Source organism: Stenotrophomonas sp. 2619, assembly GCF_040548725.1.
Classification (GTDB): domain Bacteria; phylum Pseudomonadota; class Gammaproteobacteria; order Xanthomonadales; family Xanthomonadaceae; genus Stenotrophomonas; species Stenotrophomonas maltophilia_AP.
Map to the genome: position 1 here is coordinate 33,004 of NZ_JBEPSF010000001.1, position 25,191 is coordinate 58,194.

19 protein-coding genes are annotated in these 25,191 nt (G+C 68.5%); 12 read left to right on the forward strand and 7 right to left on the reverse strand.

The annotated features are described in order from the left end of the window. Window positions 1–3: 3 nt before the first annotated feature. Both ABIA71_RS00135 and ABIA71_RS00140 read right to left on the reverse strand, forming a co-directional pair. Window positions 4–750: a fimbrial biogenesis chaperone gene (locus ABIA71_RS00135; RefSeq protein WP_354282180.1), complete on the reverse strand. Its 747-nt coding sequence runs from the start codon at window positions 748–750 to the stop codon at window positions 4–6. Window positions 751–761: 11 nt separating this feature from the next. After that, the gene (locus tag ABIA71_RS00140; RefSeq protein WP_354282182.1) at window positions 762–1,286 is read right to left on the reverse strand and encodes a Csu type fimbrial protein; all 525 of its coding nucleotides are present in this window, start codon (window positions 1,284–1,286) and stop codon (window positions 762–764) included. 265 nt (window positions 1,287–1,551) lie between these two features. On the opposite strand from ABIA71_RS00140, the gene map reads away from it, so the two are divergent. The 5 genes from map to dapE are packed head-to-tail and all read left to right on the forward strand — an operon-like array spanning window position 1,552 to window position 7,532. Further along, a complete protein-coding gene (gene map, locus ABIA71_RS00145; protein WP_128098041.1) occupies window positions 1,552–2,325 on the forward strand; it encodes a type I methionyl aminopeptidase in 774 nt (257 codons plus the stop codon). 20 nt (window positions 2,326–2,345) lie between these two features. Continuing rightward, window positions 2,346–4,964, forward strand: a complete 2,619-nt coding sequence (locus ABIA71_RS00150) for a [protein-PII] uridylyltransferase (protein ID WP_502960728.1) — start codon at window positions 2,346–2,348, stop codon at window positions 4,962–4,964. Next, window positions 4,964–6,037 (forward strand): 2,3,4,5-tetrahydropyridine-2,6-dicarboxylate N-succinyltransferase, encoded by a 1,074-nt coding sequence (gene dapD / locus ABIA71_RS00155; RefSeq protein ID WP_354282186.1) that lies wholly within the window; start codon window positions 4,964–4,966, stop codon window positions 6,035–6,037. The genes ABIA71_RS00150 and dapD overlap by 1 nt, the downstream gene beginning before the upstream one ends. An 8-nt stretch (window positions 6,038–6,045) precedes the next feature. Continuing rightward, the gene (locus ABIA71_RS00160; RefSeq protein WP_038689439.1) at window positions 6,046–6,408 is read left to right on the forward strand and encodes a Spx/MgsR family RNA polymerase-binding regulatory protein; all 363 of its coding nucleotides are present in this window, start codon (window positions 6,046–6,048) and stop codon (window positions 6,406–6,408) included. After that, entirely contained in the window at window positions 6,405–7,532 is a 1,128-nt protein-coding gene (dapE, locus tag ABIA71_RS00165) for a succinyl-diaminopimelate desuccinylase (RefSeq protein WP_354282188.1), read from the forward strand. The genes ABIA71_RS00160 and dapE overlap by 4 nt, the downstream gene beginning before the upstream one ends. Before the next feature lie 221 nt (window positions 7,533–7,753). Here the strand turns inward: dapE and ABIA71_RS00170 are convergent, their stop codons facing one another. Both ABIA71_RS00170 and ABIA71_RS00175 read right to left on the reverse strand, forming a co-directional pair. Continuing rightward, complete coding sequence (locus ABIA71_RS00170) at window positions 7,754–8,437, reverse strand: pentapeptide repeat-containing protein (protein ID WP_354282190.1); 684 nt, start codon at window positions 8,435–8,437, stop codon at window positions 7,754–7,756. A gap of 277 nt (window positions 8,438–8,714) precedes the next feature. Then, window positions 8,715–9,593, reverse strand: coding sequence for a tetratricopeptide repeat protein (locus ABIA71_RS00175; RefSeq protein ID WP_354282192.1), 879 nt, complete (start codon window positions 9,591–9,593; stop codon window positions 8,715–8,717). 339 nt (window positions 9,594–9,932) lie between these two features. Here ABIA71_RS00175 and asnB point away from each other — a divergent pair, with 339 nt between their 5' ends. Both asnB and ABIA71_RS00185 read left to right on the forward strand, forming a co-directional pair. After that, a complete protein-coding gene (asnB, locus tag ABIA71_RS00180; RefSeq protein ID WP_354282194.1) occupies window positions 9,933–11,624 on the forward strand; it encodes an asparagine synthase B in 1,692 nt (563 codons plus the stop codon). A gap of 71 nt (window positions 11,625–11,695) precedes the next feature. Further along, window positions 11,696–13,078: a cation:proton antiporter gene (locus ABIA71_RS00185; protein ID WP_354282196.1), complete on the forward strand. Its 1,383-nt coding sequence runs from the start codon at window positions 11,696–11,698 to the stop codon at window positions 13,076–13,078. A 76-nt stretch (window positions 13,079–13,154) separates the two neighbouring features. Here ABIA71_RS00185 and ABIA71_RS00190 read toward each other — a convergent pair whose 3' ends face one another. Next, on the reverse strand, window positions 13,155–15,512 hold the full coding sequence (locus ABIA71_RS00190) for a penicillin acylase family protein (RefSeq protein WP_354282198.1): 2,358 nt from the start codon (window positions 15,510–15,512) through the stop codon (window positions 13,155–13,157). Between the two features lie 154 nt (window positions 15,513–15,666). Between ABIA71_RS00190 and bfr the strand changes: the two genes are divergently transcribed. After that, window positions 15,667–16,155: a bacterioferritin gene (gene bfr, locus ABIA71_RS00195; protein ID WP_128095542.1), complete on the forward strand. Its 489-nt coding sequence runs from the start codon at window positions 15,667–15,669 to the stop codon at window positions 16,153–16,155. A gap of 590 nt (window positions 16,156–16,745) precedes the next feature. Here bfr and parC read toward each other — a convergent pair. Both parC and ABIA71_RS00205 read right to left on the reverse strand, forming a co-directional pair. Continuing rightward, a complete protein-coding gene (gene parC, locus ABIA71_RS00200) occupies window positions 16,746–18,989 on the reverse strand; it encodes a DNA topoisomerase IV subunit A (protein ID WP_354282200.1) in 2,244 nt (747 codons plus the stop codon). Between the two features lie 58 nt (window positions 18,990–19,047). Further along, window positions 19,048–19,929, reverse strand: a complete 882-nt coding sequence (locus tag ABIA71_RS00205; RefSeq protein ID WP_354282202.1) for an AraC family transcriptional regulator — start codon at window positions 19,927–19,929, stop codon at window positions 19,048–19,050. Between the two features lie 160 nt (window positions 19,930–20,089). On the opposite strand from ABIA71_RS00205, the gene ABIA71_RS00210 reads away from it, so the two are divergent. From ABIA71_RS00210 to emrB, 4 genes are read left to right on the forward strand one after another with little or no spacing between them, the layout of a single operon-like run. Further along, entirely contained in the window at window positions 20,090–20,533 is a 444-nt protein-coding gene (locus ABIA71_RS00210; RefSeq protein ID WP_128095543.1) for a MarR family winged helix-turn-helix transcriptional regulator, read from the forward strand. Next, window positions 20,530–22,032, forward strand: coding sequence for an efflux transporter outer membrane subunit (locus ABIA71_RS00215; RefSeq protein WP_354282204.1), 1,503 nt, complete (start codon window positions 20,530–20,532; stop codon window positions 22,030–22,032). Before ABIA71_RS00210 ends, ABIA71_RS00215 begins: the two co-directional genes overlap by 4 nt. A gap of 10 nt (window positions 22,033–22,042) precedes the next feature. Next, a complete protein-coding gene (emrA, locus tag ABIA71_RS00220) occupies window positions 22,043–23,224 on the forward strand; it encodes a multidrug efflux MFS transporter periplasmic adaptor subunit EmrA (RefSeq protein WP_128095538.1) in 1,182 nt (393 codons plus the stop codon). A 7-nt stretch (window positions 23,225–23,231) separates the two neighbouring features. Then, window positions 23,232–24,818 (forward strand): multidrug efflux MFS transporter permease subunit EmrB, encoded by a 1,587-nt coding sequence (gene emrB / locus ABIA71_RS00225; protein WP_128095537.1) that lies wholly within the window; start codon window positions 23,232–23,234, stop codon window positions 24,816–24,818. Window positions 24,819–25,191 lie beyond the last annotated feature (373 nt).

The window sequence follows — 25,191 nt, forward strand, 5'->3', positions numbered from 1 at the left end:
GCCTCAGCGAGCCGCAGGCGCGACGGGCAGCGGCGTCTGGGCCGACTCGCCATTGATCTTCGCCGAGAACGTGGCGCCTGCCAGGCGGGCCGCCGGAACATCCAGCGGCCAGCGCATCGTCTGTCCGCCAAGCACATAGCCGAGCAGGCCGGGGTGCACGATCTGCGGGCGATCCGCACTGCCCAGGCCGATATCGGCCAGTTGCGCGTAGCTGTTGCCGCTGTTGTGCACCTCCAGGGCCGGGCGCCCGTCATCCAGCCGCAGCAGACGGGCCTGCAGCGCGTGCTTGAGCGGGGCGTCGCCGGCGGGCTGGATGAACACCGGCATCGAATAGCGCAGCACGAACTGCATGCCGGTGCCCTGCGGCACCGCGCTGGGCAGTTCGTCCACCACCACCCGGTAAGCGCGTTGCGCGGCGGGCGGGGCAGGGTCGCTGCGCACCACCCGGATCAGCTGCTGCTGGCCGGCGGCCAGCGATTGCATGGGCGGGCTGACCTGCAGTTCCGTGGTGGGCAGAAGCTGGTCCTGGCCGCTGTCCTGGCGCCACTCGAACACCCGCACCTGCACCTGGACCGGTGCGGTGCCGCTGTTGGTGAGCCACAGCGCGTCGGCGTTCTGACGCGGCGTGAGCTGCAATGACGTAGGGGCGACCTGCAGGCTTGCGGCGGTGGCGCTCCCCATCAGCAGCCACAGCCAGCCAAGGGCCGCGTACCCGAACCGCCACGGGCTTCGCCCTGCGGAAATCGGCATGGCGCGGACCCTCAGTAGGTGATGGTGGCGGTGATGGTGTCCTGGTAGTTGCCCGCAGCGGCGTTGTTGACGCTGGGGTTGGCGATCTGGCCGTAGACGTTCAACGTCTGCGCCAGGCCGGTGCCGATACCGGCGGCCGTGTTGGTGCCGGTGGTGGCGCCCCACACGTTGGTGTGCGCGGCATCGCGGTAGAGCTGGTAGCCCACGAAATTGTTGGCGGTCACGCTGGCGTCGGTGTTCTTCATGCGCCGGGTAGTCACGTCATTGGCGGTGCCGGCGTTGGCGCCTGCATTGAGGGCCACGGTGTAGGGAGTCAGTGCCGAGCACTGGGCGGTGATGGTGCCCTGCGCGTTGGACGGGGCGGTGGCGGTGGACAGGGCCGAGCCGAAGTCCACGTCGGTGGCGGCTGCGGCCGTGATCGTGCACGCCTTGGTGATGATGATCTTGACGTTGAAGGTGGTGGTATCGGCCGCCAGGGCGGGCGCGGCGAGGCTGGCAACGGCCAGGCTGAGTACGGTAGTGCGGAGAAATCGCATGGGCATGCTCCTTGGACAACGGTCCTTGCTGAACAACACGATGCTGCCGGACTTCTACTGCGTTCTTGTCCCGGTTATAGGTTCGGGTCTGTATGGGGGCCGTGAGATCCGGGGAAATCGATGGCCGTTTTCGGCATGGGGTCGCGTTTTTGCGAGGCAGATCACGCTGGTTCAGCTAGCTGACCAAGCCCCAGCCCCAATCCCGGCTGTCAGCGTTCCACCCGATCCCGTTCAGATTGGTCCCGGATCGGCGATAATGGGCGCCATGAGCGTGAATCTGAAAACCCCCGAGGAAATCGAACTGATGCGCATCGCCGGCCGCCTGGCCAGCGAGGTGCTCGACATCGTCACCCCGTATGTAAAGCCCGGCGTGACGACCGAAGAGCTGGACCGCATCTGCCACGACCACATCATCAACGTGCAGAAGGCCACGCCGGCCAACGTCGGCTACCGTGGCTTCCCCAAGACGGTCTGCACGTCGGTCAACAACGTGATCTGCCATGGCATTCCCAGCGAAGCCAAGGTCCTGAAGGACGGCGACATCGTCAATATCGATGTCACCGTGATCAAGGATGGCTGGCACGGCGACACCAGCCGCATGTACTACGCCGGCACGCCGTCGACGATGGCCAAGCGCCTGGTCGACACCACCTACCAGGCCATGTGGGCCGGTATCCGTGCAGTCAAGCCGGGCGCCACCTTGGGCGACATCGGCCATGCCATCCAGACCCTGGCCGAAGGCGAGCGTTTCAGCGTGGTGCGCGAGTACTGCGGCCATGGCATCGGCAAGGTCTACCACGATGAGCCGCAGGTGGTGCATTACGGCCGCCCGGGCCAGGGCCTGGTGCTGCAGCCGGGCATGACCTTCACCATCGAACCGATGATCAACGAGGGCACCCGCTACAACAAGGTGCTGCCCGATGGCTGGACCGTGGTGACCAAGGACCGCAAGTTGTCGGCACAGTGGGAGCACATGATCGCGGTCACCGAGACCGGCGTGGACGTGCTGACCCTCTCGCCCGGCGAATCGCAGGTCTGAGCATGTTGCCGGCGAGCCCGATGCTGGACGCGCCGGCAGCGTCCGTCACCGACCTGGACTGGTCGGCGCTGGCGCGGCAATCGCTGCAGCAGACCGACACGCGGCTGTACCGCCGCTTCGACCAGGGCGACAACATCGAGCGCCTGCTGGCGTTGCGCGCGCGTGCGGCCGACCACCTGATCCGGCTGGCCTGGCAGCGTTGCCTGCCGGCCGGCAGTGGCCTGGCACTGTTTGCCGTGGGCGGGTACGGACGCGGCGAATTGTTCCCGCGCTCGGACATCGACCTGCTGGTGTTCGGCGAACCCACCCACCAGCGCCAGCACGAATCCAGCCTGGCGCGCCTGTTCGCGCTGCTCTGGGACTGCGGGCTGCCGGTCAGCCACGCGGTGCGCTCGGCCGCCGAGTGCATCGATGCCAGCGCCGACCAGACCGTGATGACCGCGCTGATCGAGTCGCGGCCGCTGCTCGCCGATGAGGGGGCACGCCTCGCGCTGAAGGCGGCGGTCAACACCGACGGCCTGTGGCCGCCGCGCGAATTCTTCCTGGCCAAGCGCGAGGAACTGCTGGCCCGCCACCAGCGCTTCGGCGACACCGCCGACAACCTGGAACCGGACATCAAGGACGGCCCGGGCGGGTTGCGCGACCTCAATACGCTGGGCTGGATGGCCCTGCGCGCGTTCGGCGTTCGCGACCTCGAAGCGCTGGTCGGGCTGGGCCACCTGGGCGCTGACGAAGCGGCCGCGCTGAAGCGCGAACGCTGCGCGCTGGCGCGACTACGCTTCGGTCTGCACCTGGTGGCCAACCGCCCCGAAGAGCGGCTGCGCTTCGATTACCAGAAAACCCTGGCCGCCCGCCTGGGCTTCGAGGACGACCTCGAAAGCCTGGCCGTGGAAAAAATGATGCAGGGCTTCTACCGCAGCGCCAGCGTGGTGCGGCGGATCAGCGACCGGCTGCTGCAGCGCTTCGAGGAACAGTTCGACGGCGAAGCGGTGCCCGAGCCGGTCAGCGTGGGCTTCTCGCTGCGCCGCGGCTATCTGGCCGCCAACGACGCACGCTGGCCGCAGGGCGACATCGAACAGGTGTTCGCGCTGTTTTCCAGCTGGGCCTACAACCCCGACGTGCGCGGCCTGCATTCGCTGACCGCGCGTGCGTTGGCCGAAGCGCTGCCGGAGCTGCCGGCCTACACCGATGCCAGCGTCGCGGCCCGCGAGCAGTTCATGGCGCTGCTGCGCAGCCCGCGCGCGGTCGATACGCTGGCACGCATGGCGCGGCTGGGCGTGCTGGGCCAGTGGGTGCCGGCCTTCGCGCAGGTGTCCGGGCGCATGCAGTTCGATCTTTTCCACGTGTACACCGTGGACCAGCACACGCTGATGGTGCTGCGGAACATCGGCCTGTTCGCCAGCAGCCGCGCTGACGACCGCTTCTCGATCGCACACGAAGTGTGGCCGCGCCTGCGCAAGCCCGAGCTGCTGCTGCTGGCCGGGTTGTTCCACGACATCGCCAAGGGCCGCGGTGGCGACCACTCCGAACTGGGCGCGGTGGATGCGCGCGCGTTCTGCCAGGCGCACGCGCTGAGCAGTTCGGACACCGAACTGGTGGCGTGGCTGGTGGAACAGCACCTGCGCATGTCGGTGACCGCGCAGAAGCAGGACATCTCCGACCCGGAGGTGATCCACCGCTTCGCCACGCTGGTGGGCAGCCGCGACCGCCTGGACTACCTGTACCTGCTGACCTGCGCCGATATCGCCGGCACCAGCCCCAAGCTGTGGAATGCGTGGAAGGACCGGCTGCTGGCGGACCTGTATTTCGCCGCACGGCGCGCGCTGCGCGACGGCCTGGAAAACCAGATGCCGGCCGCCGAGCGGGTTGCCGAAGCGCGCGATTCGGTGCGTGCGCTGGTGCGCGAGCGCGGGTATGACGACGCCACCATCGATCGCCAGTTCGCGGTGATGCCCGACGAAAGTTTCATCCGGCTGCGCCCGGAGCAGCTGGCCTGGCAGGCCGCCGCGCTGGTGCCGGTGAAGCCCGGCCAGACATTGGTCAAGGTGCGCCGGATCACCCCGGACGACCATGCGCTGGAAGTGTTCGTGCAGTCGCCGGACCGCGATGGCCTGTTCGCCGCGATTGTGATGACGCTGGACCGCAAGGGCTATGGCATCCACCGTGCGCGCGTGCTGGATGGCCCGGTCGACACCATTTTCGATACCTTCGAAGTCACCCCGGCCGACAGCTTCGCCGACGGTGACGCGCCGCGCCTGGAAGCAGCGCTGCGCGATGCGCTGGCCGGCGACCTGACCCGCCTGCGGCCCTCGCGCCGGGTCATCCCGCGCCAGCTGCGGCATTTCCGTTTCGCACCGCGCATCGAGTTCCGCGACGGCAGCGACGGCAGCCCCGGCACCCGTTTCAGCCTGATCGCGCCCGACCGCCCTGGCCTGCTGGCCGACGTGGCGTTTGTGCTGCGCAACCAGCGGTTGCGCGTGCACGACGCGCGCATCGCCACCTTCGGCGAGCGCGCCGAAGACATGTTCGTGATCAGCGATGAGCACGACCACCCCCTCACCGAATCTGCCAGGCAGCAGCTGCACGACGCGATGCTCGCGTGCCTGGACCCCGATCGCAACGCCGGAGACCCCCACTGATGGCCACCAAGCCCGCCAAGAAGACTGCCGCCAAGACCGCGGCCGCCAAGAAGACTGCTGCCCCACCGGCCGCCGCGAAGAAGCCCGTTGCCGCTGCCAAGGTGCCGGCGGTAAAGAAGGCCGCTGCGAAGAAGGCCGCGGCCAGCAAGGCCGCCACCCCGGCCGAAAGCGCCGCCAAGCGCAGCGCCAGCCGCGATGCCACCATTGCCCGCAAGTCGCTGCGCAAGCCGGCCACGCCGGGCGTGGAAGAGCTGAAGTTCGGCATCGAGAGCGCCTTCGAGCGCCGTGCCACGCTGACCCTGCATGAACTGGAAGGCTCGACCAAGCCGCTGGTCGGCCGCGTCATCGATGGTCTGGAAACCGGTGAATTCCGCGTTGCCGAGCCCGATGGCCATGGCGGCTGGAAGGTCAACGAGTGGCTGAAGAAGGCGGTGCTGCTGTACTTCCGCGTCAACGACATGGCCGTGGTCGATGCGCGCCCCGCACCGTTCTGGGACAAGGTGGAATCGCGCTTCGCCGGTTTCGATGAGGCCAAGTTCCGCCGCGCCGGCGTGCGCGTGGTGCCCGGCGCGATCGCCCGTCGCGGGACGTACTTCGGCAAGGACGTGGTGCTGATGCCTAGCTTCACCAACATCGGCGCCTATGTCGGCGAAGGCACCATGGTGGACACCTGGGCCACGGTGGGTTCGTGCGCGCAGATCGGCAAGCACTGCCACCTGTCCGGCGGCGCCGGCATTGGTGGCGTGCTCGAACCGCTGCAGGCCAGCCCGACCATCATTGAAGACCACTGCTTCATCGGCGCCCGTTCGGAAGTGGTGGAAGGCTTCGTGGTCGGCCACCACAGCGTGATCGGCATGGGCGTGTTCCTGGGCCAGAGCACGCGCGTGTACAACCGCGCCACCGGCGAAATCAGCTACGGCTCGGTGCCGCCGTACAGCGTGGTGGTGTCTGGCCAGCTGCCGTCCAAGGACGGCTCGCACTCGCTGTACTGCGCGGTGATCGTCAAGCAGGTGGACGCCAAGACCCGCAGCAAGACCAGCGTCAACGACCTGCTGCGCGGCTTGGCTGACTGAGTCCTGCCATGACCACCACCGTGTATGGGTTGAAGAACTGCGACACCTGCAAGAAGGCCACCAAGTGGCTGGACCGTTTCGCGGTGCCGTATGCGTTTGTCGACTACCGCGAAGCGAAGCCGACACCGGAAACGCTGGTCGACTGGGCCGGGCAGGCCGGCGGCTTCGCTGCCCTGGTCAACAAATCGTCGACCACCTGGCGGCAGTTGCCGGACAACCGCAAGGCGGCCGCGTCCGATGCCGAGTGGAAGCTGCTGTTGCGGGAGCACCCGCAGCTGATCAAGCGCCCGGTGGTGGTCACCGCCGACGGTGTGATGACCCAGGGTTTCACCGACAACGGCTTCAAGCAGCGGTTCGGGGTCGGCGCGTGAGCGATGTGCTTGCGCTGACCTGCGACCTGATCGCACGCGCCTCGGTCACGCCGGAGGACGCCGGTTGCCAGGCGCTGCTGGCGGGCCGTCTTGAGCGCGCCGGCTTCCACTGCGAACACCTGCGCCTGGGCGAGGTCGACAACCTGTGGGCCACGCACGGGCAGGGCGCACCGGTGCTGGTACTGCTCGGGCATACCGACGTGGTGCCGACCGGGCCGGTCGAGGCCTGGACCAGTGATCCGTTCGATCCGCAGATCCGCGACGGCGTGCTGTACGGGCGCGGCGCGGCCGACATGAAAGGCAGTGTTGCCGCGTTCGTGGTCGCTGCCGAGCAGTTCGTGGCTGCCCATCCGGAGCATCCCGGCACGTTGGCCGTGCTGCTGACCAGCGACGAGGAAGGCGACGCCATCGACGGCGTGCGTCGTGTGGCCGACATCTTCCGCGAACGCGGCCAGGCCATCGACTGGTGCATCACCGGTGAGCCGTCCTCCACCGCGGTGCTCGGTGACCTGCTGCGCGTGGGCCGCCGCGGCAGCCTTTCGGCCACGCTGACGGTGAAGGGTGTGCAGGGCCATGTGGCATATCCGGACAAGGCGCGCAATCCGATCCATCTGGCTGCGGCGGCACTGGCGGAACTGACCGCGCGGCACTGGGACGATGGCTTCGAGAGCTTCCCGCCGACCAGCCTGCAGGTGTCCAACATCCACGCCGGCACCGGGGCCAACAACGTGATTCCGGGCGAGCTGCAGGTGCTGTTCAACCTGCGCTACAACCCGCACTGGAACGCGCCGATGCTGGAACAGGCCATTGGCGCGCTGCTGGATGCGCATGGCCTGGACTACGCGCTGAAATGGCACCGCAGCGGCGAGCCGTTCTACACCCCCGAAGGCACCCTGCGCCGTGTGGCGCGTGAGGTGCTGGGCGCGTTCGCCGGCGCACCGCCGGAAGAAAGCACCGGCGGCGGCACCTCCGACGCGCGCTTCATCGCGCCGCTGGGCGCGCAGTGCATCGAAGTGGGGCCGGTCAATGCCAGCATCCACCAGGTGGATGAGAACGTGCGGGTGGCCGATCTGGAACAGTTGCCGGCGCTGTACCAGCGGCTGATCGAGCGTCTGCTGGCCTGAGGCCGGCGGGTGGAACCCGTCGGCGGGCGGTGGCGGTCGTGTCGGCTCGCTGGCCGGCGCCTTCTTCGGTCTGGCCATCGGGGGAGCCGGCCAGCGGCCGGCACTACCGGAGGGTCGGGGGGAGCCGGCCAGCGGCCGGCACTACCGTAGGGGCGCGGGGAGCCGGCCAGCGGCCGGCACTACCGGAGGGTCGCGGGGAGCCGGCCAGCGGCCGGTTCGTCCTACGCCACGATCAAGCCGAACGCGGCCAGCGCTGCGGCGGCCTGCTGCTGCGAGATCACCGCTTTCTTGAACAGTTTGGCGTCCATCACGTTGAGCCCGCTGATGTCGGTGCCGCGCAGGTCGGCGCCCTCGAAGCGGGTCAGCCGGGTCTGTGCGTTGCGCAGGCTGCCGCCGGTGAACACCGCATCGCGGAAGTCACAGCCGGACAGTTCCGCATCGGAAAAATCCATGCCCTGCAGGTCGGCCTTGCGGAACGAAAGCCCGCGCAGGTCGGCACTGACCAGCAGGCAATCGCGAAATTCCAGCGCCCAACCGGTCACCTCCTGCAGGTGTGCGCCGGTGAGCTTGCAGTCGTGGAACTGCACCGAGGACAGCGTGGCGCGACGCCAGTGACTGTTGTTGAGATCGCAATGCGAGAAGCGCGCATCGCTGAGCAGCGCGGAACTGAAGTCGCACTGCCCGCCGCGGCATTTCAGCCACCGGGTTTCTTCCAGTGACGCGGCCAGCCAGTTCGCACCGGTGACCGAGCACTGGTTGAACTGGAAGCCGTCCATGTCCAGGCGCGAAAAGTCGCCGTGGTCGAAGGTGCAGCCCTCGAAGATGGCCGCACGTGGATGCGCGGCGATGATCGTCTGCATGCGTGCGCGGGTGATGGTGTCGTCGCGGAAAAGGGCGGTGGTCATGCGGCCATTCTGGGTGATGGGCGGCGCAGGCGGCAGTCTTGAAGGTGGGCGCGGAGTGTGTACAAACATTCGTGGCGCGGAATACGCGGTAGAGCCGACCGTTGATGCCGGCCGCCGTTGATGCCAACACGTGCAGCCGACCAACGGTCGGCTCTACCGGTTCGGGCGGGCAGCCGACCAACGGTCGGCTCTACCGGTTTGGGCGGGCAGCCGACCAACGGTCGGCTCTACCGGTTCGGGCGGGCAGCCGACCAACGGTCGGCTCTACCGGGTCGGGTCAGTCGAAGGTCCAGAACGGCGCTTTGATCCGCTCGCGCCAGTACGATTCGCCGGCCAGGTAGAACTGCTGCGCCTCGGCCTTGGCGAACCAGTCGGCGGCGGCGTCCAGGTCGCGGGTCACGCCGGCGCGGCCGCGGCCGAGCAGCAGCCCGCTGAAGTACTGCCCGTAGACATTGCCCTGGTCGCCCGCCTGCCGATACCAGCGCAGGGCCTGGTGGCCATCGCGGGGCAGGCCGCCCATCCCGGTTTCATACAGCGTGCCCAGGTCCACCTGGGCATCGGCGTCGCCGCGTCGTGCGCGCCGCTGGATGTCCACCACCCGCGGGTGCAGTGCGCCGTCCTGCGGTGCGATGGCCAGCGGCAGCCGCGACGATTCGGACGGCATGTGGTTGTAGATGGTCGCGCGCAGGTCCCAACGCAGCGCGCTGGCCGCTTCGCCGCGCTCGCGGTGGAACCGGGCCAGCATCAGCATGGCCATCGGGTTGCCGTGCCCGGCGGCGGTGCGGTACCAGCGCTCGGCCCGGCGCGGCGAGGGGCGCAGCGCGGTGCCCTGGACCACGTTGGGCCCGTCGGCATGCAGCAGCTCGCCGTCGGTCCAGATCCGGCCCAGCGCCTCTTCGGCCTGCGGGTTGTGGAACGTCCACGGCGTCGCTGCCGCGGCACGCTCGTACCAGCCCACGGCGCGCGGGTCGTTGAACCGTTCATAGGTGCGGGCGGCTTCCCAGGCGCTGTCGAAGCGGCCATCGGCGGCCTTGGCCTCCACCTCGTGGACCAGGGGGGCAGGAGTGCGCGAGGGCGTGCTGGCGCAGGCGCCCAGGACAAGGGTGAAGGCGATGCCGCCCAGGCGTGGGGCGATGCGTCCGATGCGAAGGGTCATTCCAGCCGGGTCGTGCACAGGGGGGGCGTGAGTATCGCCCCCGTCGGCTGTACCCGCGCGGTGCCGGGGTGCGCATGGTTGCCATCGCAACAGTTGCACGGCCGCCAAAACCCGGTTACGGTCGATCCATGTCCTCGTTCCTGGCCACCGCCGTCACCAATACCAACCGCAGCAATCTGCGCGCGAATAATCGTGCGCGGCCGATGCGGGACTGCGACCAGGGCTAGTACAAGCACCACGCCCGGACTCCAGAAAACCCGCATCGTCCGATGCGGGTTTTTTTATGGCCGCTCGAACGCATGCACCCCGTGTATTCCCCCATCATCAGGAGCTGTTCCCATGTGTTCGATCTTCGGTATTTTCGGCCTGCAGGCCGGCGACGACCTTCCCACCCTGCGCCGCCATGCGCTGGACCTTTCCCAGCGCCAGCGCCATCGCGGCCCGGACTGGAGCGGGGTGTACGTCGATGCCGGCGCCATCCTGGTGCATGAGCGGCTGGCCATCGTCGACCCGGCCGGCGGCTCGCAGCCGCTGCTGTCGGCGGACGGCCAGCTGGCCCTGGCGGTCAACGGCGAGATCTACAACCACACCGAACTGAAGGCCGAGCTGGCCCAGCCCTACGCGTTCCAGACCGGCTCGGACTGCGAGGTGATCAACGCGCTGTACCGCGAGGACAGCCCGGCCTCGTTCCTCAACCGCCTCAACGGCATCTTCGCCTTCGCGCTGTGGGACCGTGACCAGCAGCGCGTGCTGATCGCGCGTGACCCGATCGGCGTGGTGCCGCTGTACTGGGGCCACGACAAGGACGGCCGCCTGGTGGTCGCCTCGGAACTGAAGTCGCTGGTGGACATCTGCGCCGATGCCGCGCAGTTCCCGCCCGGCCACTGGTACGACAGCGCCACCGATACGCTCACCCGCTACTACGAGCGCCCGTGGCGTGACTACGATGCGGTGGAAGGGGTCGAGGCCGACCGGGTGGAACTGCGCGAAGCCTTCGAGCGCGCGGTGCACCGCCAGCTGATGACCGACGTGCCCTACGGCGTGCTGCTCTCCGGCGGCCTGGATTCCTCGCTGGTGGCGGCCGTGGCCGCGCGCTACGCACGGCACCGCATCGAGGATGGCGACCAGAGCGAAGCGTGGTGGCCGCGCCTGCATTCGTTCGCCATCGGCCTGAAGGGCTCGCCGGACCTGGCCGCCGCGGCCATCGCCGCCGAGGCGTTGGGCACCGTGCACCACGGCTTCGAGTACACCTTCGAAGAGGGCCTGGACGCACTGCCGGAGGTGATCCGCCACGTGGAAACCTACGACGTCACCACCATCCGGGCCTCCACGCCGATGTTCCTGCTGGCGCGGCGGATCAAGGCAATGGGGGTAAAGATGGTGCTGTCCGGCGAGGGCAGCGACGAGATCTTCGGCGGCTACCTGTACTTCCACAAGGCGCCCAACGCACGCGAATTCCACGAAGAGCTGGTGCGCAAGCTCGATGCGCTCAACAACTACGATTGCCTGCGCGCCAACAAGTCGATGATGGCCTGGGGCGTGGAGCCGCGCGTGCCGTTCCTGGACCGCGAATTCCTCGATGTGGCCATGCGCATCGACGCCAAACACAAGATGGTCGGACAGGGACCGCAGGGCGCACGCCGGATCGAAAAGGCGGTGCTGCGCGAAGCGTTCGAAGGGTACCTGCCCGAGTCGATCCTGTGGCGGCAGAAAGAGCAGTTCAGCGATGGCGTCGGCTACGGCTGGATCGACGGGCTGAAGGCGCATGCCGAAGCGCAGATCAGTGACCGGGTGATGGCCGCGGCCGACAAGCGCTTCGTGCACAACCCGCCGCAGACCAAGGAGGCGTACTACTACCGCCACGTGTTCGAGCAGTACTTCCCGACCCAGGCCGCGGCGGAAACGGTGCCGGGTGGCAAGTCGATCGCCTGCTCCTCGCCGGCGGCGATCGCCTGGGACGCCAGCTTCGCCACGATGGCCGATCCGTCCGGGCGTGCGGTGGCCGGGGTGCACGAGCAGGCGCTGGCCTGATCGCACGCGGCAGGGCTGGCGGGAACACCGCCAGCCCGTAGAATCGCTCCCTCAATCGATGGGGATCGGGAATGGAAGCAGATACCACCGGCGGCATGCGCCGCAGCGGGCTGGCGTGGCGGTACCTGGGCTGGGTGGCGTTGCCGTTGCTGGTAGGCCTGGGCCTGGCGCGGTACGCCGGCCCGACCGTGGCGGTGCAGGTAGAACGGGCGCAGTCGTCGCTGGGCGCCGACTGGGCCGCGCACCTGCATGCGCCGCTGGGCCTGTTCCTGATGCAGTTGCTGGTGCTGCTGCTGGTGGCCAAAGGCGCCGGCTGGCTGTTCCGGCGTTTTGGCCAACCGGGCGTGATCGGGGAGATGGCCGCCGGGCTGATGATGGGCCCGCTGGTGCTGGGGGCGCTGTTGCCGCAGGTGCATGGGGCGTTGTTCCCCGCCGCCTCGCTGGGGTCGCTCGGGCTGCTCAGCCAGCTGGGCGTGCTGATGTTCCTGCTGGTGGCCGGCGCCGAACTGGACCTGGGCGGGCTGCGCGGTCGCCGACGGTTTGCGTTCGTGGTCAGCCATGCCGGTATCGCGGTGCCGTTCGTGCTGGGCGTGGCCCTGGCGATCTGGTTGTACGGTGCGCACGCGCCCAGCGGGATCGGGTTTACCGGCTTCGCCCTGTTCGTGGGCATTTCACTGAGCATCACCGCGTTCCCGGTGCTGCTGCGGATCCTCGCCGACCGGGGCATGACCAGTACGCCGTTGGGCCAGACCGCCATCGCCTGCGCCGCGCTCGGCGATGCCACCGCGTGGTGCCTGCTGGCGCTGATCGTGGCGGCCGCGCAGGCACAGGGCTGGGTGCCGGCGGCGCTCAACCTGGTGTGTGTGGTGGCGTTCGTCGGGGTGATGCTGGGCCTGGTGCGGCCGTGGTTCTCGCGGCAGACGATTGCAGCCGGCCAGGAAGGCCGCTGGCTGCTGGTGATGCTGCTGATGGCGCTGGGCTGCGCGCTGGTCACTGAAATGCTGGGCATCCATGCGCTGTTTGGCGCGTTCGCCGCCGGCGTGGCGGTGTCGGGCAACGCCACCCTGCGGCATACGGTGGCCACCAAGGTCGAACCGTTCGCGGTCACGCTGCTGCTGCCGCTGTTCTTCGCCATGACCGGTCTGCGCATGCGTGCCGACGCGCTGCAGGCCAGCGACCTGCTGCTGTGCGTGGTGGTGATCGCGGTGGCCACGCTGGGCAAGCTGTTCGGTACCTGGAGCGCGGCGCGCAGCGCCGGCATGGGCAACCATGAGGCGTGGAAGCTGGGCGCGTTGATGAACACCCGCGGCCTGATGGAGCTGATCGTGCTGAACCTGGGGTACGAACTGGGTTTCCTCGGCGACCGCCTGTTCGCGGTGCTGGTGATCATGGCGCTGGTCACCACGGCGATGACCGGGCCGTTGTTGAGCCTGATCGAACGGTGCCGACGTTGATGCCGGCGGTGTGCGGTGCCCCCTCACGGTAGAGCCGACCGTTGGTCGGCTACGCCGTCACCCTCCGGCGACCCCGTCATTCCCGCGCCGGCACCAACCTGAGCGTATGCACCGTCGCGCCGGGCAGGAACGGTGTCGGCGTGCCGTTGACCCAGTCCTCGTGCCCCGCGCCCCAGAACGGTGACAACGGGTGCCCGCTCTGGCCGCCGGGCATGTGGATGATGCCGTCGGCTTCGTGCCCGGGTGACACCACCATGCGCTGCGAGGCGCCAAACGCAGGGCCCTGCACGCGGGGCATGTCGCGGTCGCCGGGCAGGCGGTCGGCCGGCATGCACAGCCACGGCCGGGCAACGGCGGGCAGGGCGCGGCTGACCGGGTGGCAGATCGCGGCGGTGTTGCGCTCGCCCCAGCTGCGCTCGGTCAGGGTCGGTCCCTGCGCGGCCAGGTCGGCCTCCAGGCGCCGGGCAGCGTCGGCCAGCAGTGCTTCCCAACTCGCATACGGCGGCAGCAGCAGGTGCGCCGGACGTTCGTTCACCAACGGCCAGAGCACGCCTTCGATCTGCGCCAGGCGCGGCTCCAGGTAGGCATCGCCCAGGCGCTGCTTGGCCGGTGCCAGCAGGCCCGCCGACACGCTGTCCAGCACCATGCCGCGGAAGCCGCGGGTGATCCGGTAGCTCACCGACCGGGCGGCGGCGTGCCCGTCCCAGTGCCGGCTGGCCTGTTCCAGCCGCTGCAGCGCCGGGTCGTCGCTGTGTTCGACCACCTGGCGCAGCAGCGTCCACCAGCGCTGCAGGAACACGGCGCGGTCGTCGAGTTGAATGGCCAGCAGGTCGCGTTCGTCGAAGCGCTCTTTGGCCAACAGGCCGTCGCGGATCTGCCGTCCGCGTGCGCCCAGGTCGTAGCCGCCGTTGCCTGCCACTGCCAGCGCGCCGCCATCGAGCACGCGGCCGTTGGCGGTCCACAAGCGGTGGTTGGCCGGGTCCACCAGCGCCGGCGAGGCGTCGCTGCGGATCGGCCATGGTGCGCAGTGCGCGGCTACCGGCGTGGCCGCGCCGGCCGGAGGGCAGTCCGCGCTGCGGTCCGGGCGGGCCCCGATCAGCCGCCAGGCGATGCGGCCCTGGCGGTCGGCCAGCAACAGGTTCTGGGTAGGGATGCCGGCGCGGTCGGCGATCCGCAGCGCATCGTCCAGGTTGCCCGCGCGCGCCATGTCGGCGAAGTCCAGGCGCACCGCGCCGGGCAACTGTGCGGTCCAGCGCAGTGCTTCGCCGCTGCCGTCGGGACGCTCGTGCAGGATCGGCCCCCAGGCCGTCTCGCGCACGCGCAGCACGGTGTCCGGCTGGCCGGCCACGCGGATGCGTTCGGTGTGGGTGGTGATGCCGTCGAGGGTGCCGGGCGCATGCGCCGGTACGTGCACGAAATCGGCATTGTCGATGTAGCTGTTGGTGAAGCCCCACGCCACGTGGCCATTGCTGCCCACCACGATCGCCGGCAGCCCGGGCAGCGAGAAGCCGCTCACGTCGACCGTGCCGCCCGGCGCCTGCGCGTCGGGGTAGCGCAGCCGCACCCGGAACCACAGGGCTGGCGCACGCAGCCCCAGGTGCATGTCATCGGCCAGGATCGCGCGGCCATCGGCGGTGAGCGCACCGGCCACGGCGAAGTTGTTGCTGCCGTGCACATCCGGGTCGGCGTGCCCGGCGGCGCTGGCCGACCGCGCGCTGGCGGGCGTGCGCAGGTCCACCGCATCCGGTCCCGGCAGCACCGCATTGCCGCGTGGCGCGCCGAACAGCGGTGCGTCCCACTCGCTGCCGTCGCGGCTGAGCAGGTCGTAGAGCGCGGGCGGCACCACCGCGCGGATGCGCGCCAGGGCCAGTTCGGTCTGGTTGGTGGGGTCCTGCAGGTCGGCGTACATCGCCAACCCGGTCAGCACGCTGTCCTCGGCCAGCCAGGGGGTGGGCCGCTGGCGCAGCAGCAGGTAGGGCCAGGGCCGCACCCGCAGGTCGGTCAGGCCTTGGTTGACCCCGGCCACATAGGCCTGCAGGGGCAGGGGATCGGTGCCGGTGGCCTCGGCCAGGTGGGCGTGGGTGCGCGCGCGCAGGCGATGCACGCGCATGCGCTGGTCGGCTGGCACGGCGGCCGGGCCGAACAGCTCGGCTAGCTCCCCGGCGGCGCTGCGCCGCATCAGGTCCATCTCGAAGTAGCGTTCCTGCGCATGCACCAGCCCCAGCGCCCGCATCGCGTCGGCCTGGCTGGCCGCGTCGATGGTGACCACCCCGCGCGCGTCGCGGCTGATGCTGGCCGGCGCCTGCAGGCCATCCACCGGCAGCGGGCCGTCCAGCTGCGCCAGGCTGCCGCGCAGCAGCCACCACAGCGTGGCGATCAGAACGACCCCGAGCAACAGCGACAGCCACAGCAACCGCGTAAGCCAACGACGCATGCAGCATCCCCCGATGGTGGTGTGCGTTGGATTGTAGGGGCTGTGAACGCCACGTGGAGGCCGCTGCAAGCGCAACTGCAACTGATTCCGATTAGATCATTGGAATTCTGGATGGGGCACCATGCGCGCATTGATTGATCAGGAGCACCCCCACATGAAAGGCAATCCGGACGTGATCGCGTGTCTGAAGGAACTGCTGCGCGGCGAACTGGCGGCGCGTGACCAGTACTTCATCCATTCGCGCCGCTACGAAGACCAGGGCCTGATGGCGCTGTACGAGCGCCTCAACCACGAGATGGAAGAAGAGACCCAGCACGCCGACGCGTTGCTGCGCCGGATCCTGTTTCTCGGTGGCACCCCCGACATGCGTCCGCATGGCTTCGAGCCGGGCGAGACCGTGGAGGAGATGCTGCAGAAGGACCTGGACACCGAATACAGCGTGCGCAACAACCTGGCCGCCGGCATGAAGCTGTGCGAGCAGCACCAGGATTTCGTGAGCCGCGACATGCTGCTGGTGCAGTTGAAGGACACCGAAGAAGACCATGCCTGGTGGCTGGAGCAGCAGCTGGGCCTGATCAAGCGGATCGGGCTGGCGCTGTACCAGACCAGCAAGATGGATGCGAAGGGGACGTCCGCGCACTGACGCGCATACGCGCATCAGCCCCGCGATGTGCCGCGCACATCGCGGGCCCCGGCGTATCACCTTCCACATCCCCGCGCCTGTCGGCGCGCCCCCTTGGACTCCAAGGGGGCTGTTTCTCCAGACGGTGTCCTGGACGCGTGACGATCCACCGACCCGTCATCGGGTTCTGCTCGCCAGCCAGCTTTCGCCAGCACGCTGCAGAAGCCCTCGTCCGCCAGCCAGCATCCGCCAGCCAGCGACGAACGAAAAAGCCGGGGATTTCCCGGCTTTTTCGTTTTCCGGACACGTTCGCCAGCAATGCGTAGTGCCGGGCTCTGCCCGGCAACCGTGCAACGCGCGGCGGATGCAGCCGGGCAGAGCCCGGCGCTACGCGGCAACCGTGCAACGCGCGGCAGATGCAGCCGGGCGGAGCCCGGCGCTACGCGGCAACCGTGCAACGCGCGGCGGATGCAGCCGGGCAGAGCCCGGCGCTACGGGGCAACCGTGCAACGCGCGGCGGATGCAGCCGGGCAGAGCCCGGCGCTACGCGGTAAACGCGCAACGCGCGGCACATGCAGCCGGGCAGAGCCCGGCGCTACGGTCCTGTGCGGTTATTCGACCGCCAGACCTTCCACCTTCTGCCAGCCGCGCGGCAGCAGGTGGCCACGCGTGGCACGCGTGCCCAGGTAGGTTTCCAGGTCCTTGAAGGACAGGTTCATGGTGCGCGCGCCGCTGCGTACCAGCAGGGTGTTGGCCGGGCCCACCGACACGACCGCGACCACGCGCTCGGTGGCGAGCTTGGCCTTGGGGATATCGATGATCTTGTTGCCCTTGCCCTTGTCCAGTTCCGGCAGGTCGCTGGCGGCGATCGCCAGCAGGTTGCCCGAGCTGGTCACCGCCACGATGCGATCGGTTTCCGGGTTGGCCACCACGGCCGGGGTCAGCACCTTGGAGCCGGAGGTCAGGTTGAGCATCGCCTTGCCGGCCTTGTTGCGCCCGGTCAGGTTCTCGAAGCGGGTCACGAAGCCGTAGCCGTGGGTGGAGGCCAGCACGAAGCGGGTGTTGTTTTCCCCGCTGGCCAGGGTCAGGAACTGGCTGCCGGCGGCCGGCGAGAAGCGCCCGGTCAGCGGTTCGCCATTGCCTCGCGCCGAGGGCAGGGTGTGGATCAGCGTGGAGTACGCACGACCCTCGCTGTCCAGGAACGCCACCTGCTGGGTACTGCGCGCACGCACCGCGCCCAGCAGGGCGTCGCCGTCGCGGTAGGACAGCGTGGACGGGTCCATGTCGTGGCCCTTGGCCGCGCGGATCCAGCCCTTCTCCGACAGCACCACGGTCATCGGCTCGCTCGGCACCAGTTCGGTTTCGTCGATGGCCTGGGCGGCACCGCGCTGCACCAGCGGCGAGCGGCGGTCATCGCCGAACTTCTTGGCATCGGCGGTCAGTTCGTCGCGGATCAGCTTCTTCAGCTTGGCCTTGCTGTCCAGGATGCCCAGGATCTTGTCGCGCTCCTTGGCCAGCTCGTCCTGCTCGCCGCGGATCTTCATTTCTTCCAGGCGGGCCAGCTGCTTCAGGCGCGTGTCGAGGATGTACTCGGCCTGTTCCTCGCTCAGGCTGAAGCGCGCGATCAGCGCCGGCTTGGCTTCGTCCTCGGTGCGGATGATGCGGATCACTTCATCCAGGTTGAGGAAGGCCACCAGCAGACCGTCCAACAGGTGCAGGCGGCGCTCGACCTTCTGCAGGCGGTGGTTGAGGCGGCGGGTGACGGTGGTGGCGCGGAACTGCAGCCATTCGGCGAGCAGCATCTTCAGGTTCTTCACCTGCGGACGCCCGTCCAGGCCGATCACGTTGAGGTTGACCCGGTAGCTGCGCTCCAGGTCGGTGGTGGCGAACAGGTGGCCCATCAGCTGGTCGGCATCGACCCGGTTGGAGCGCGGCACCAGCACCACCCGCACCGGGTTGGCATGGTCGGACTCGTCGCGGATGTCTTCCAGCCACGGCAGCTTCTTGGCGCGCATCTGCGCGGCGATCTGCTCGATCACCTTCGACGGCGATACCTGGAAGGGCAGCGCGTTGATGACGATGTTGGTCGATTCCTTGAAGTACGTCGCGCGCGCACGCACGCTGCCGTAGCCGGTTTCGTACATGTTCCGCAGGTCGGCCGGCGCGGTGATGATCTCGGCGAAGCTGGGGTAGTCCGGGCCCTTCACGTGCTCGCACAGGTCGGCGACGGTCGCGTCCGGGTCGTCCAGCAGGTGCAGCAACGCGCTGACGATCTCGTTGAGGTTGTGCGGCGGCACGTCGGTGGCCATGCCCACGGCGATGCCGGTGGTGCCGTTGAGCAGCAGGTGCGGCAGGCGTGCCGGCATCCAGGTCGGCTCTTCCAGGGTGCCGTCGAAGTTCGGGGTCCAGTCGGTGGTGCCCTGGTTGATTTCGCCCAGCAGCACCTCGGCGATCGGGGTCAGCTTGGATTCGGTGTAGCGCATCGCCGCGAACGACTTGGGATCGTCGGTGGAACCGAAGTTGCCCTGGCCTTCGATCAGCGGGTAGCGGTAGGAGAACGGCTGGGCCATCAGCACCAGCGCCTCGTAGCACGCGCTGTCGCCGTGCGGATGGTACTTACCGATCACATCACCCACGGTACGCGCGGACTTCTTCGGTTTGGAGGCGGCGTTCAGGCCCAGCTCGCTCATCGAATAGATGATGCGGCGCTGCACCGGCTTCAGGCCGTCGCCGATGAACGGCAGTGCGCGATCGAGCACCACGTACATCGAATAGTCCAGGTACGCCCGTTCGGCGTACTCGCGCAGGGGCAGCTGTTCAAAGCCGTGGAAGGCGGGGCGGGCAAGATCGGTCATGCGGGATTGTTACCTGTGGCAAGGGACGGCGACGGCTGTCGCCCTCGCAGGCGGTCGATTATCCGGATGCGGCCGGGGATGCCAAGCCGCGCGTTGGATTGAGGGGCTGGCCGCTGCGCGCCAGATAGCGCCCGGGCGGGCAGCCGAAGTGCCGGCGGAACACGGTGACGAACGCGCTGGGGCTGCTGAAGCCCAGTTCGTGGGCGATATCGGACACCCTGTGGCCATCGGACAGCCGGCGCAGGCCGTCGGCCAGGCGGGCCTGCTGGCGCCACTGGGCGAAGCTGAGCGTGGTTTCGTCGCGGAAGTGGCGGGTCAGGCTGCGCGGCGACAGACCGGCCCAGTGCGCCCACTGTTCCAGGCTGCGGCCGTCGGCCGGGTTGGCGATCAGCTGCGAGGCAATCCGCAGCAGGCGCCGGTCCTGCGGCATCGGCAGGTGCATGCGCTGGCGTGGCGCGTTGCGGATTTCATCCAGCAGCACCTCGATCATGTGCTGCTGGCGCAGGTCGGGCGCGGCGGCGGGCGCCCAGCGGATCACCCGCATGGCCAGCGCCTGCAGCAGGTCGGAGATGGCCACCACGCAGGGCTGGTCGGGCAGGTCGTGGGCCATGTCGGCCGACACGATCAGGCCCCAGCCGCGCAGCGGACCGGAGATGCCCACCGTGTGGGGCTCGCCCGGCGGCATCCAGCCGGCGCACCCGGGCGGCAACGACCAGTTGCCATGGCGGGTGCGGATGTTGAGCAGCCCGGCTTCAACGCTGATCAGCTGGGCGCGGCGATGCTGGTGCCAGTCGATCTCGCGGTCGAGCCCGCGCGCACTCTCGATCTGGAACCCCAGCACGGCCAGGCCGTCGTCGCGTTCCAGCCAGTCCAGCACGTCGTGCCGCACCTTGGCGGGAGGGAGGGCAATGGCGTCCTCTGGCCTGAAAACGTTATTCATTGTCCAGATTGTAATACCGGGCCACCTGACCCGGCCATTAAGGTGACCACCCGATCGACACACCGCTGCATTACCCGCTTTGCTGCAACACAGCATTTGGTTCCAGATTAAATATTTCCATTGAGAAATATATTTTCTGGAAGTAAAGTGCCGTCCCATGATGATCTGCCCTGAAACCACTCCTCCCAGCTTCGGGCTGCTGTTGCGCCAGGTGCGCGACGGCCTTGTCCGTCAGCTCGACACGTCGATGGCTGAGGAAAACCTCGGCATTGGTTTCACCCACTACCTCGGTTTGAAGGTGCTCGCGGTCAAGGCCCCGTGTACCGCCAACGAGTTGGCCCAGGCCCTGGACCAGGTGCCCAGCGCGGTGACCCGCCTGCTGGACAAGCTGGAAGCCATGGGCTGCGTGCGGCGCGAGCCGCATGCCCAGGACCGCCGGGCGCTGCAGATCGTACTGACCGATGAAGGCCGCCAGTTGTGGGCCCGGCTGAAGCAGCGCGGCGACCAGACCATCGATGACGCCATGCGCGACCTGTCCACCGACGAGCGCGCCCAGCTGCTTTCCCTCATGACCCGTGTACGTGACTCGTTGATTACGCCATGACCTCCTCCCTTGATCGCACTTCTTCGCTGCGTCCGCTGCGTCCGCTGCGCCCGGTGCTGGTATCGGTGCTCGCGCTGGCGCTGGCCGCCTGTGCCAGCAGCCGTGGCCTGCAGCCGCAGGCCACGCTGCTGGATGCCGACAGCCTGCAGACCCAGCGCACCCTGTCTGCCGCCGGCCTGAGCCAGCCCGGCTGGCCGGCCGCCGACTGGTGGCGTGCACTGGGCGACCCGCAGCTGGACGCCCTGATCGCCGAAGGCCTGCAGCGCAACCCGGGCCTGGACGCCGCCGATGCGCGCCTGCGCCAGGCCCGTGCCCGGATCGGCACCGCCCACGCCGAGCGCCTGCCCAGTGTGTCCGCCTCCGGCGGGTACACCGGTGTCCGCCTGCCCGAATCGATGGTCGGCGACGAACTCGGTGGCAGCTATGCCGGCAGCGGCCAGGCCTACCTGAGTTTCAGCTACGGCATCGACCTGTGGGGCGGCAAGCGCGCCGCCTGGGAAGCGGCCGTGGACAGCGGCCATGCCGCCGAAGTGGACGCGCAGGCCGCACGCCTGAACCTGTCGGCGGCCATCGCCGAGGCGTATGCGCAGCTGGGCTATGCCTACACGTTGCATGACGTTGCCAGCGAAGAGCTGGCGCGCTCGCAGAAGACCCTGGACCTGACCGCCCAACGCCGCCGCGCCGGGATCGACAGCGACCTGCAGACCCGCCAGGCCGAAGCGCGCATTCCGGCCGCGCAGCAGCAGCAACAGGCCGCCCAGCAGCAGATCGACGAGGCCCGCACCGCGCTGGCCGCGCTGGTCGGGCAGGGCCCGGACCGCGGCCTGCAGATCGAGCGCCCGCAGGTGCTCAATCCGCTGGCACTGCAATTGCCCGGCGTGTTGCCGAGTGCGTTGCTGGGCCGCCGCCCCGACATCGTTGCCGCGCGCTGGCGCGTGGAAGCGGCCCACCGCGAGATCCACGCAGCGAAGGCCCAGTTCTATCCCAGCCTCAACCTGACCGCGTTGGGCGGGGTGGTGTCCAGTGAAGTGGACCAGCTGCTCAAGAGCGGCTCCACCTTCGCCTTCCTCGGCCCGGCGCTGAGCCTGCCGATCTTCGATGGCGGCCGCCTGCGCGCCAACCTGGACAAGACCGACGCCCAGTACGACCTGGCCGTGGCCGACTACAACCAGTCGGTGGTGAACGCATTGCGCGACGTGGCCGACCAGGTCAACGCGGTGCGCTCGCTGGCCACCCAGGCCGCCGCGCAGCAGCAGGCGGTGGACACCGCCCGCGCCGCCCATGACCTGGCCGAGCAGCGCTACCGCGCCGGCATCGGCAGCTACCTGGAGGTGCTGGTGGTCGAAGAGCAGTTGCTGGTGTCCCAGCAGCGGCTGGCCGAACTGCAGTCCCGGCAGATCCTTGTTTCGGTGCGGCTGAGCCAGTCGCTGGGCGGTGGCTTCACCCCGTCCGGCGATACCGCCACGCTCGCCACCGCCCCTGATTCCACGCATTCCTGAGACACATCCCATGAGCCAGACATCCGCTCCCGCTGCCGCCCCGGCAGCTCCGTCCCGTCGCGGCAAGCTGCTGCGCGGCCTGTTGGTCATCGTGGTGCTGCTGCTGGCGGCACTGGCGCTGTGGTACTTCATGTTCGGCCGCTGGTTCGAAGACACCGACGACGCCTACGTGCAGGGCAACCAGGTCCAGATCACCCCGCTGGTGAGCGGTACCGTGGTGGCGATCAATGCCGATGACGGCATGCGCGTGGAGCGTGGCCAGCTGCTGGTGCAGCTGGACCCGGCCGACACCGAAGTGGCACTGCAGCAGGCCGAAGCCAACCTGGCCAAGACCGTGCGCCAGACCCGCGGTCTGTACCGCAGCGTGGAAGGTGCCCAGGCGGACTTGAATGCCCGCCAGGTGACCCTCAAGCGCGTCCGCGACGACTTCAACCGTCGCAAGGGCCTGGCCGCCAGCGGTGCGATCTCCAACGAAGAACTGGCCCACGCCCGTGATGAGCTGGCCGCCGCCGAAGCGGCCGTGGCCGGGTCGCGCGAGACTTTCGAGCGCAACAACGCGCTGGTCGATGACACCGTGATCGCCACCCAGCCGGACGTGCAGGCGGCCGCGGCGCAGCTGCGCCAGGCGTACCTCAACAATGCCCGCGCGGGCATCGTGGCACCGGTGTCGGGCTATGTCGCCCGTCGTTCGGTGCAGGTGGGCCAGCGCGTGCAGCCGGGCAACGCGCTGATGGCCGTGGTGCCGACCGAACAGATGTGGGTGGAAGCCAACTTCAAGGAAACCCAGCTGCGCCACATGCGCCTGGGCCAGGAAGTGGAGCTGCGCTCGGACCTGTACGGCGGTGATGTGACCTACAAGGGCCGCATCGACAGCCTGGGCCTGGGCACCGGTTCGGCGTTCTCGCTGCTGCCGGCGCAGAACGCCAGCGGCAACTGGATCAAGATCGTGCAGCGCGTGCCGGTGCGCATCGCCATCGACGCCAAGCAGCTGGCCGAGCACCCGCTGCGCATCGGCCTGTCGATCAAGGCCGAAGTGAGCCTGCGCGACCAGAAGGGCACGGTGCTGCCGACCCAGGCCGCCAAGGGCCAGGTGTTCGACACCGACGTCTACGCCAAGCAGCTGCACAGCGCCGATGACGCGATCCACGCGATCATCCAGCGCAACCTGCCGCAGCAGGCCAAGGCGAGCTGAGGTCACCATGTCCGCCCAAGCTCCAGCCGCGCCCGGCAGTCCGGGCGCACCGGCGGCGCCCAGTGCGGCCGCCGGCTTCCTGCCACCGAGTGTGGCCCTGTGCACCGTGGGCCTGGCGATGGCCTCGTTCATGCAGGTGCTCGACACCACCATCGCCAATGTGTCGCTGCCGACCATCGCCGGCAACCTCGGTGCCAGTTCGCAGCAGGCCACCTGGGTGATCACCTCGTTCGCGGTCAGCACCGCGATCGCGCTGCCGCTGACCGGTTGGCTCAGTCGCCGCTTCGGCGAACGCAAGCTGTTCGTCTGGGCGACGCTGGCGTTCGTGATCACCTCGCTGCTGTGCGGCCTGGCCCAGAGCATGGGCATGCTGGTGCTGTCGCGCGCGCTGCAGGGCTTCGTGGCCGGCCCGATGTATCCGATCACGCAGTCGTTGCTGGTGTCGATCTACCCACGCGAGAAACGTGGGCAGGCGCTGGCGCTGCTGGCGATGATCACGGTGGTGGCGCCGATCTGCGGCCCGATCCTGGGCGGTTGGATCACCGACAACTACAGTTGGGAATGGATCTTCCTGATCAACGTGCCGTTGGGCATCTTCGCGGCGATGGTGGTGGGCAGCCAGTTGAAGGGGCGGCCGGAGCACATCGAGAAGCCGAAGATGGATTACGTCGGCCTGATCACGCTGGTGATTGGTGTGGGCGCGCTGCAGCTGGTGCTTGACCTGGGCAACGACGAAGACTGGTTCGCGTCGACCAAGATCGTGGTGCTGGCCTGCGTGGCGGTGGTGGCACTGGCGGTGTTCCTGATCTGGGAGTTGACCGACAAGGACCCGATCGTCGACCTGAAGCTGTTCCGGCACCGCAATTTCCGCGCCGGCACGTTGGCGATGGTGGTGGCGTATGCGGCCTTCTTCAGTGTGTCGCTGCTGATTCCGCAGTGGTTGCAGCGCGACATGGGCTACACGGCGATCTGGGCAGGCCTGGCGACGGCGCCGATCGGTATCCTGCCGGTGATCATGACGCCGTTCGTGGGCAAGTACGCCTCGCGCTTCGATATGCGCATGATCGCGTCGTTCGCGTTCGTGTTCCTGTCGTTCACCAGTTTCATGCGCTCGGACTTCAACCTGCAGGTGGACTATGCCCACGTGGCAGGCGTGCAGTTGATCATGGGTATTGGTGTGGCGCTGTTCTTCATGCCGGTGCTGCAGATTCTGCTGTCGGACCTGGACGGTCGCGAGATCGCGGCGGGTTCGGGGTTGGCGACGTTCCTGCGTACGCTGGGCGGCAGTTTCGCGGCGTCGCTGACGACGTGGCTGTGGGCGCGCCGGACGCAGGTGCACCACGCGGATCTGACCGAGCACATTTCGGCGTATCAGCCGGGCATGCAGGAGCAGGTGGCGGCGATGGGGCAGGGCGACCTGCAGCACGGGGCAGCGGCGTTGAACAACATGATCAACCACCAGGCGTCGCAGATGGGCTTCAACGACATCTTCTTCCTGCTGGGCTGGATCTTCCTGGCGATCATCGCCTTCCTGTGGCTGGCCAAGCCACCGTTCGGTGCAGGCGCGGGTGCAGCCTCGGCCGGCGGGCATTGATCCGCGGTTGAACTGAAACGAACAAAACCCCGTCGAAAGGCGGGGTTTTTTTTCATGTTGGCTGGGAAGAGCGCGTGCAGAGCAGAGCAACAGCAGAGCAGAGCAACAGCAGAGCAATAGCGCATCGTCTGTATGTCTCTTGGCTTGGTCGGGTACGGGTGGATTGTCGGGACACGCCGCAAGTACGTCCCTGTAGGCTCGTTCGCGCCATCCATGGCGCTCTACGGTCCCGCCAACCCACCCGTACCCGCCCTTGAAAGTGAGTCGGTGCGCGACGAAGAGCGAACGGCCAACAGCCCAACAGCCCAAGAGCCCAAGAGTCCAAGAGTCCAAGAGTCCAAGAGTCCAAGAGCCCAAGAGCAAAGCAGCAAAG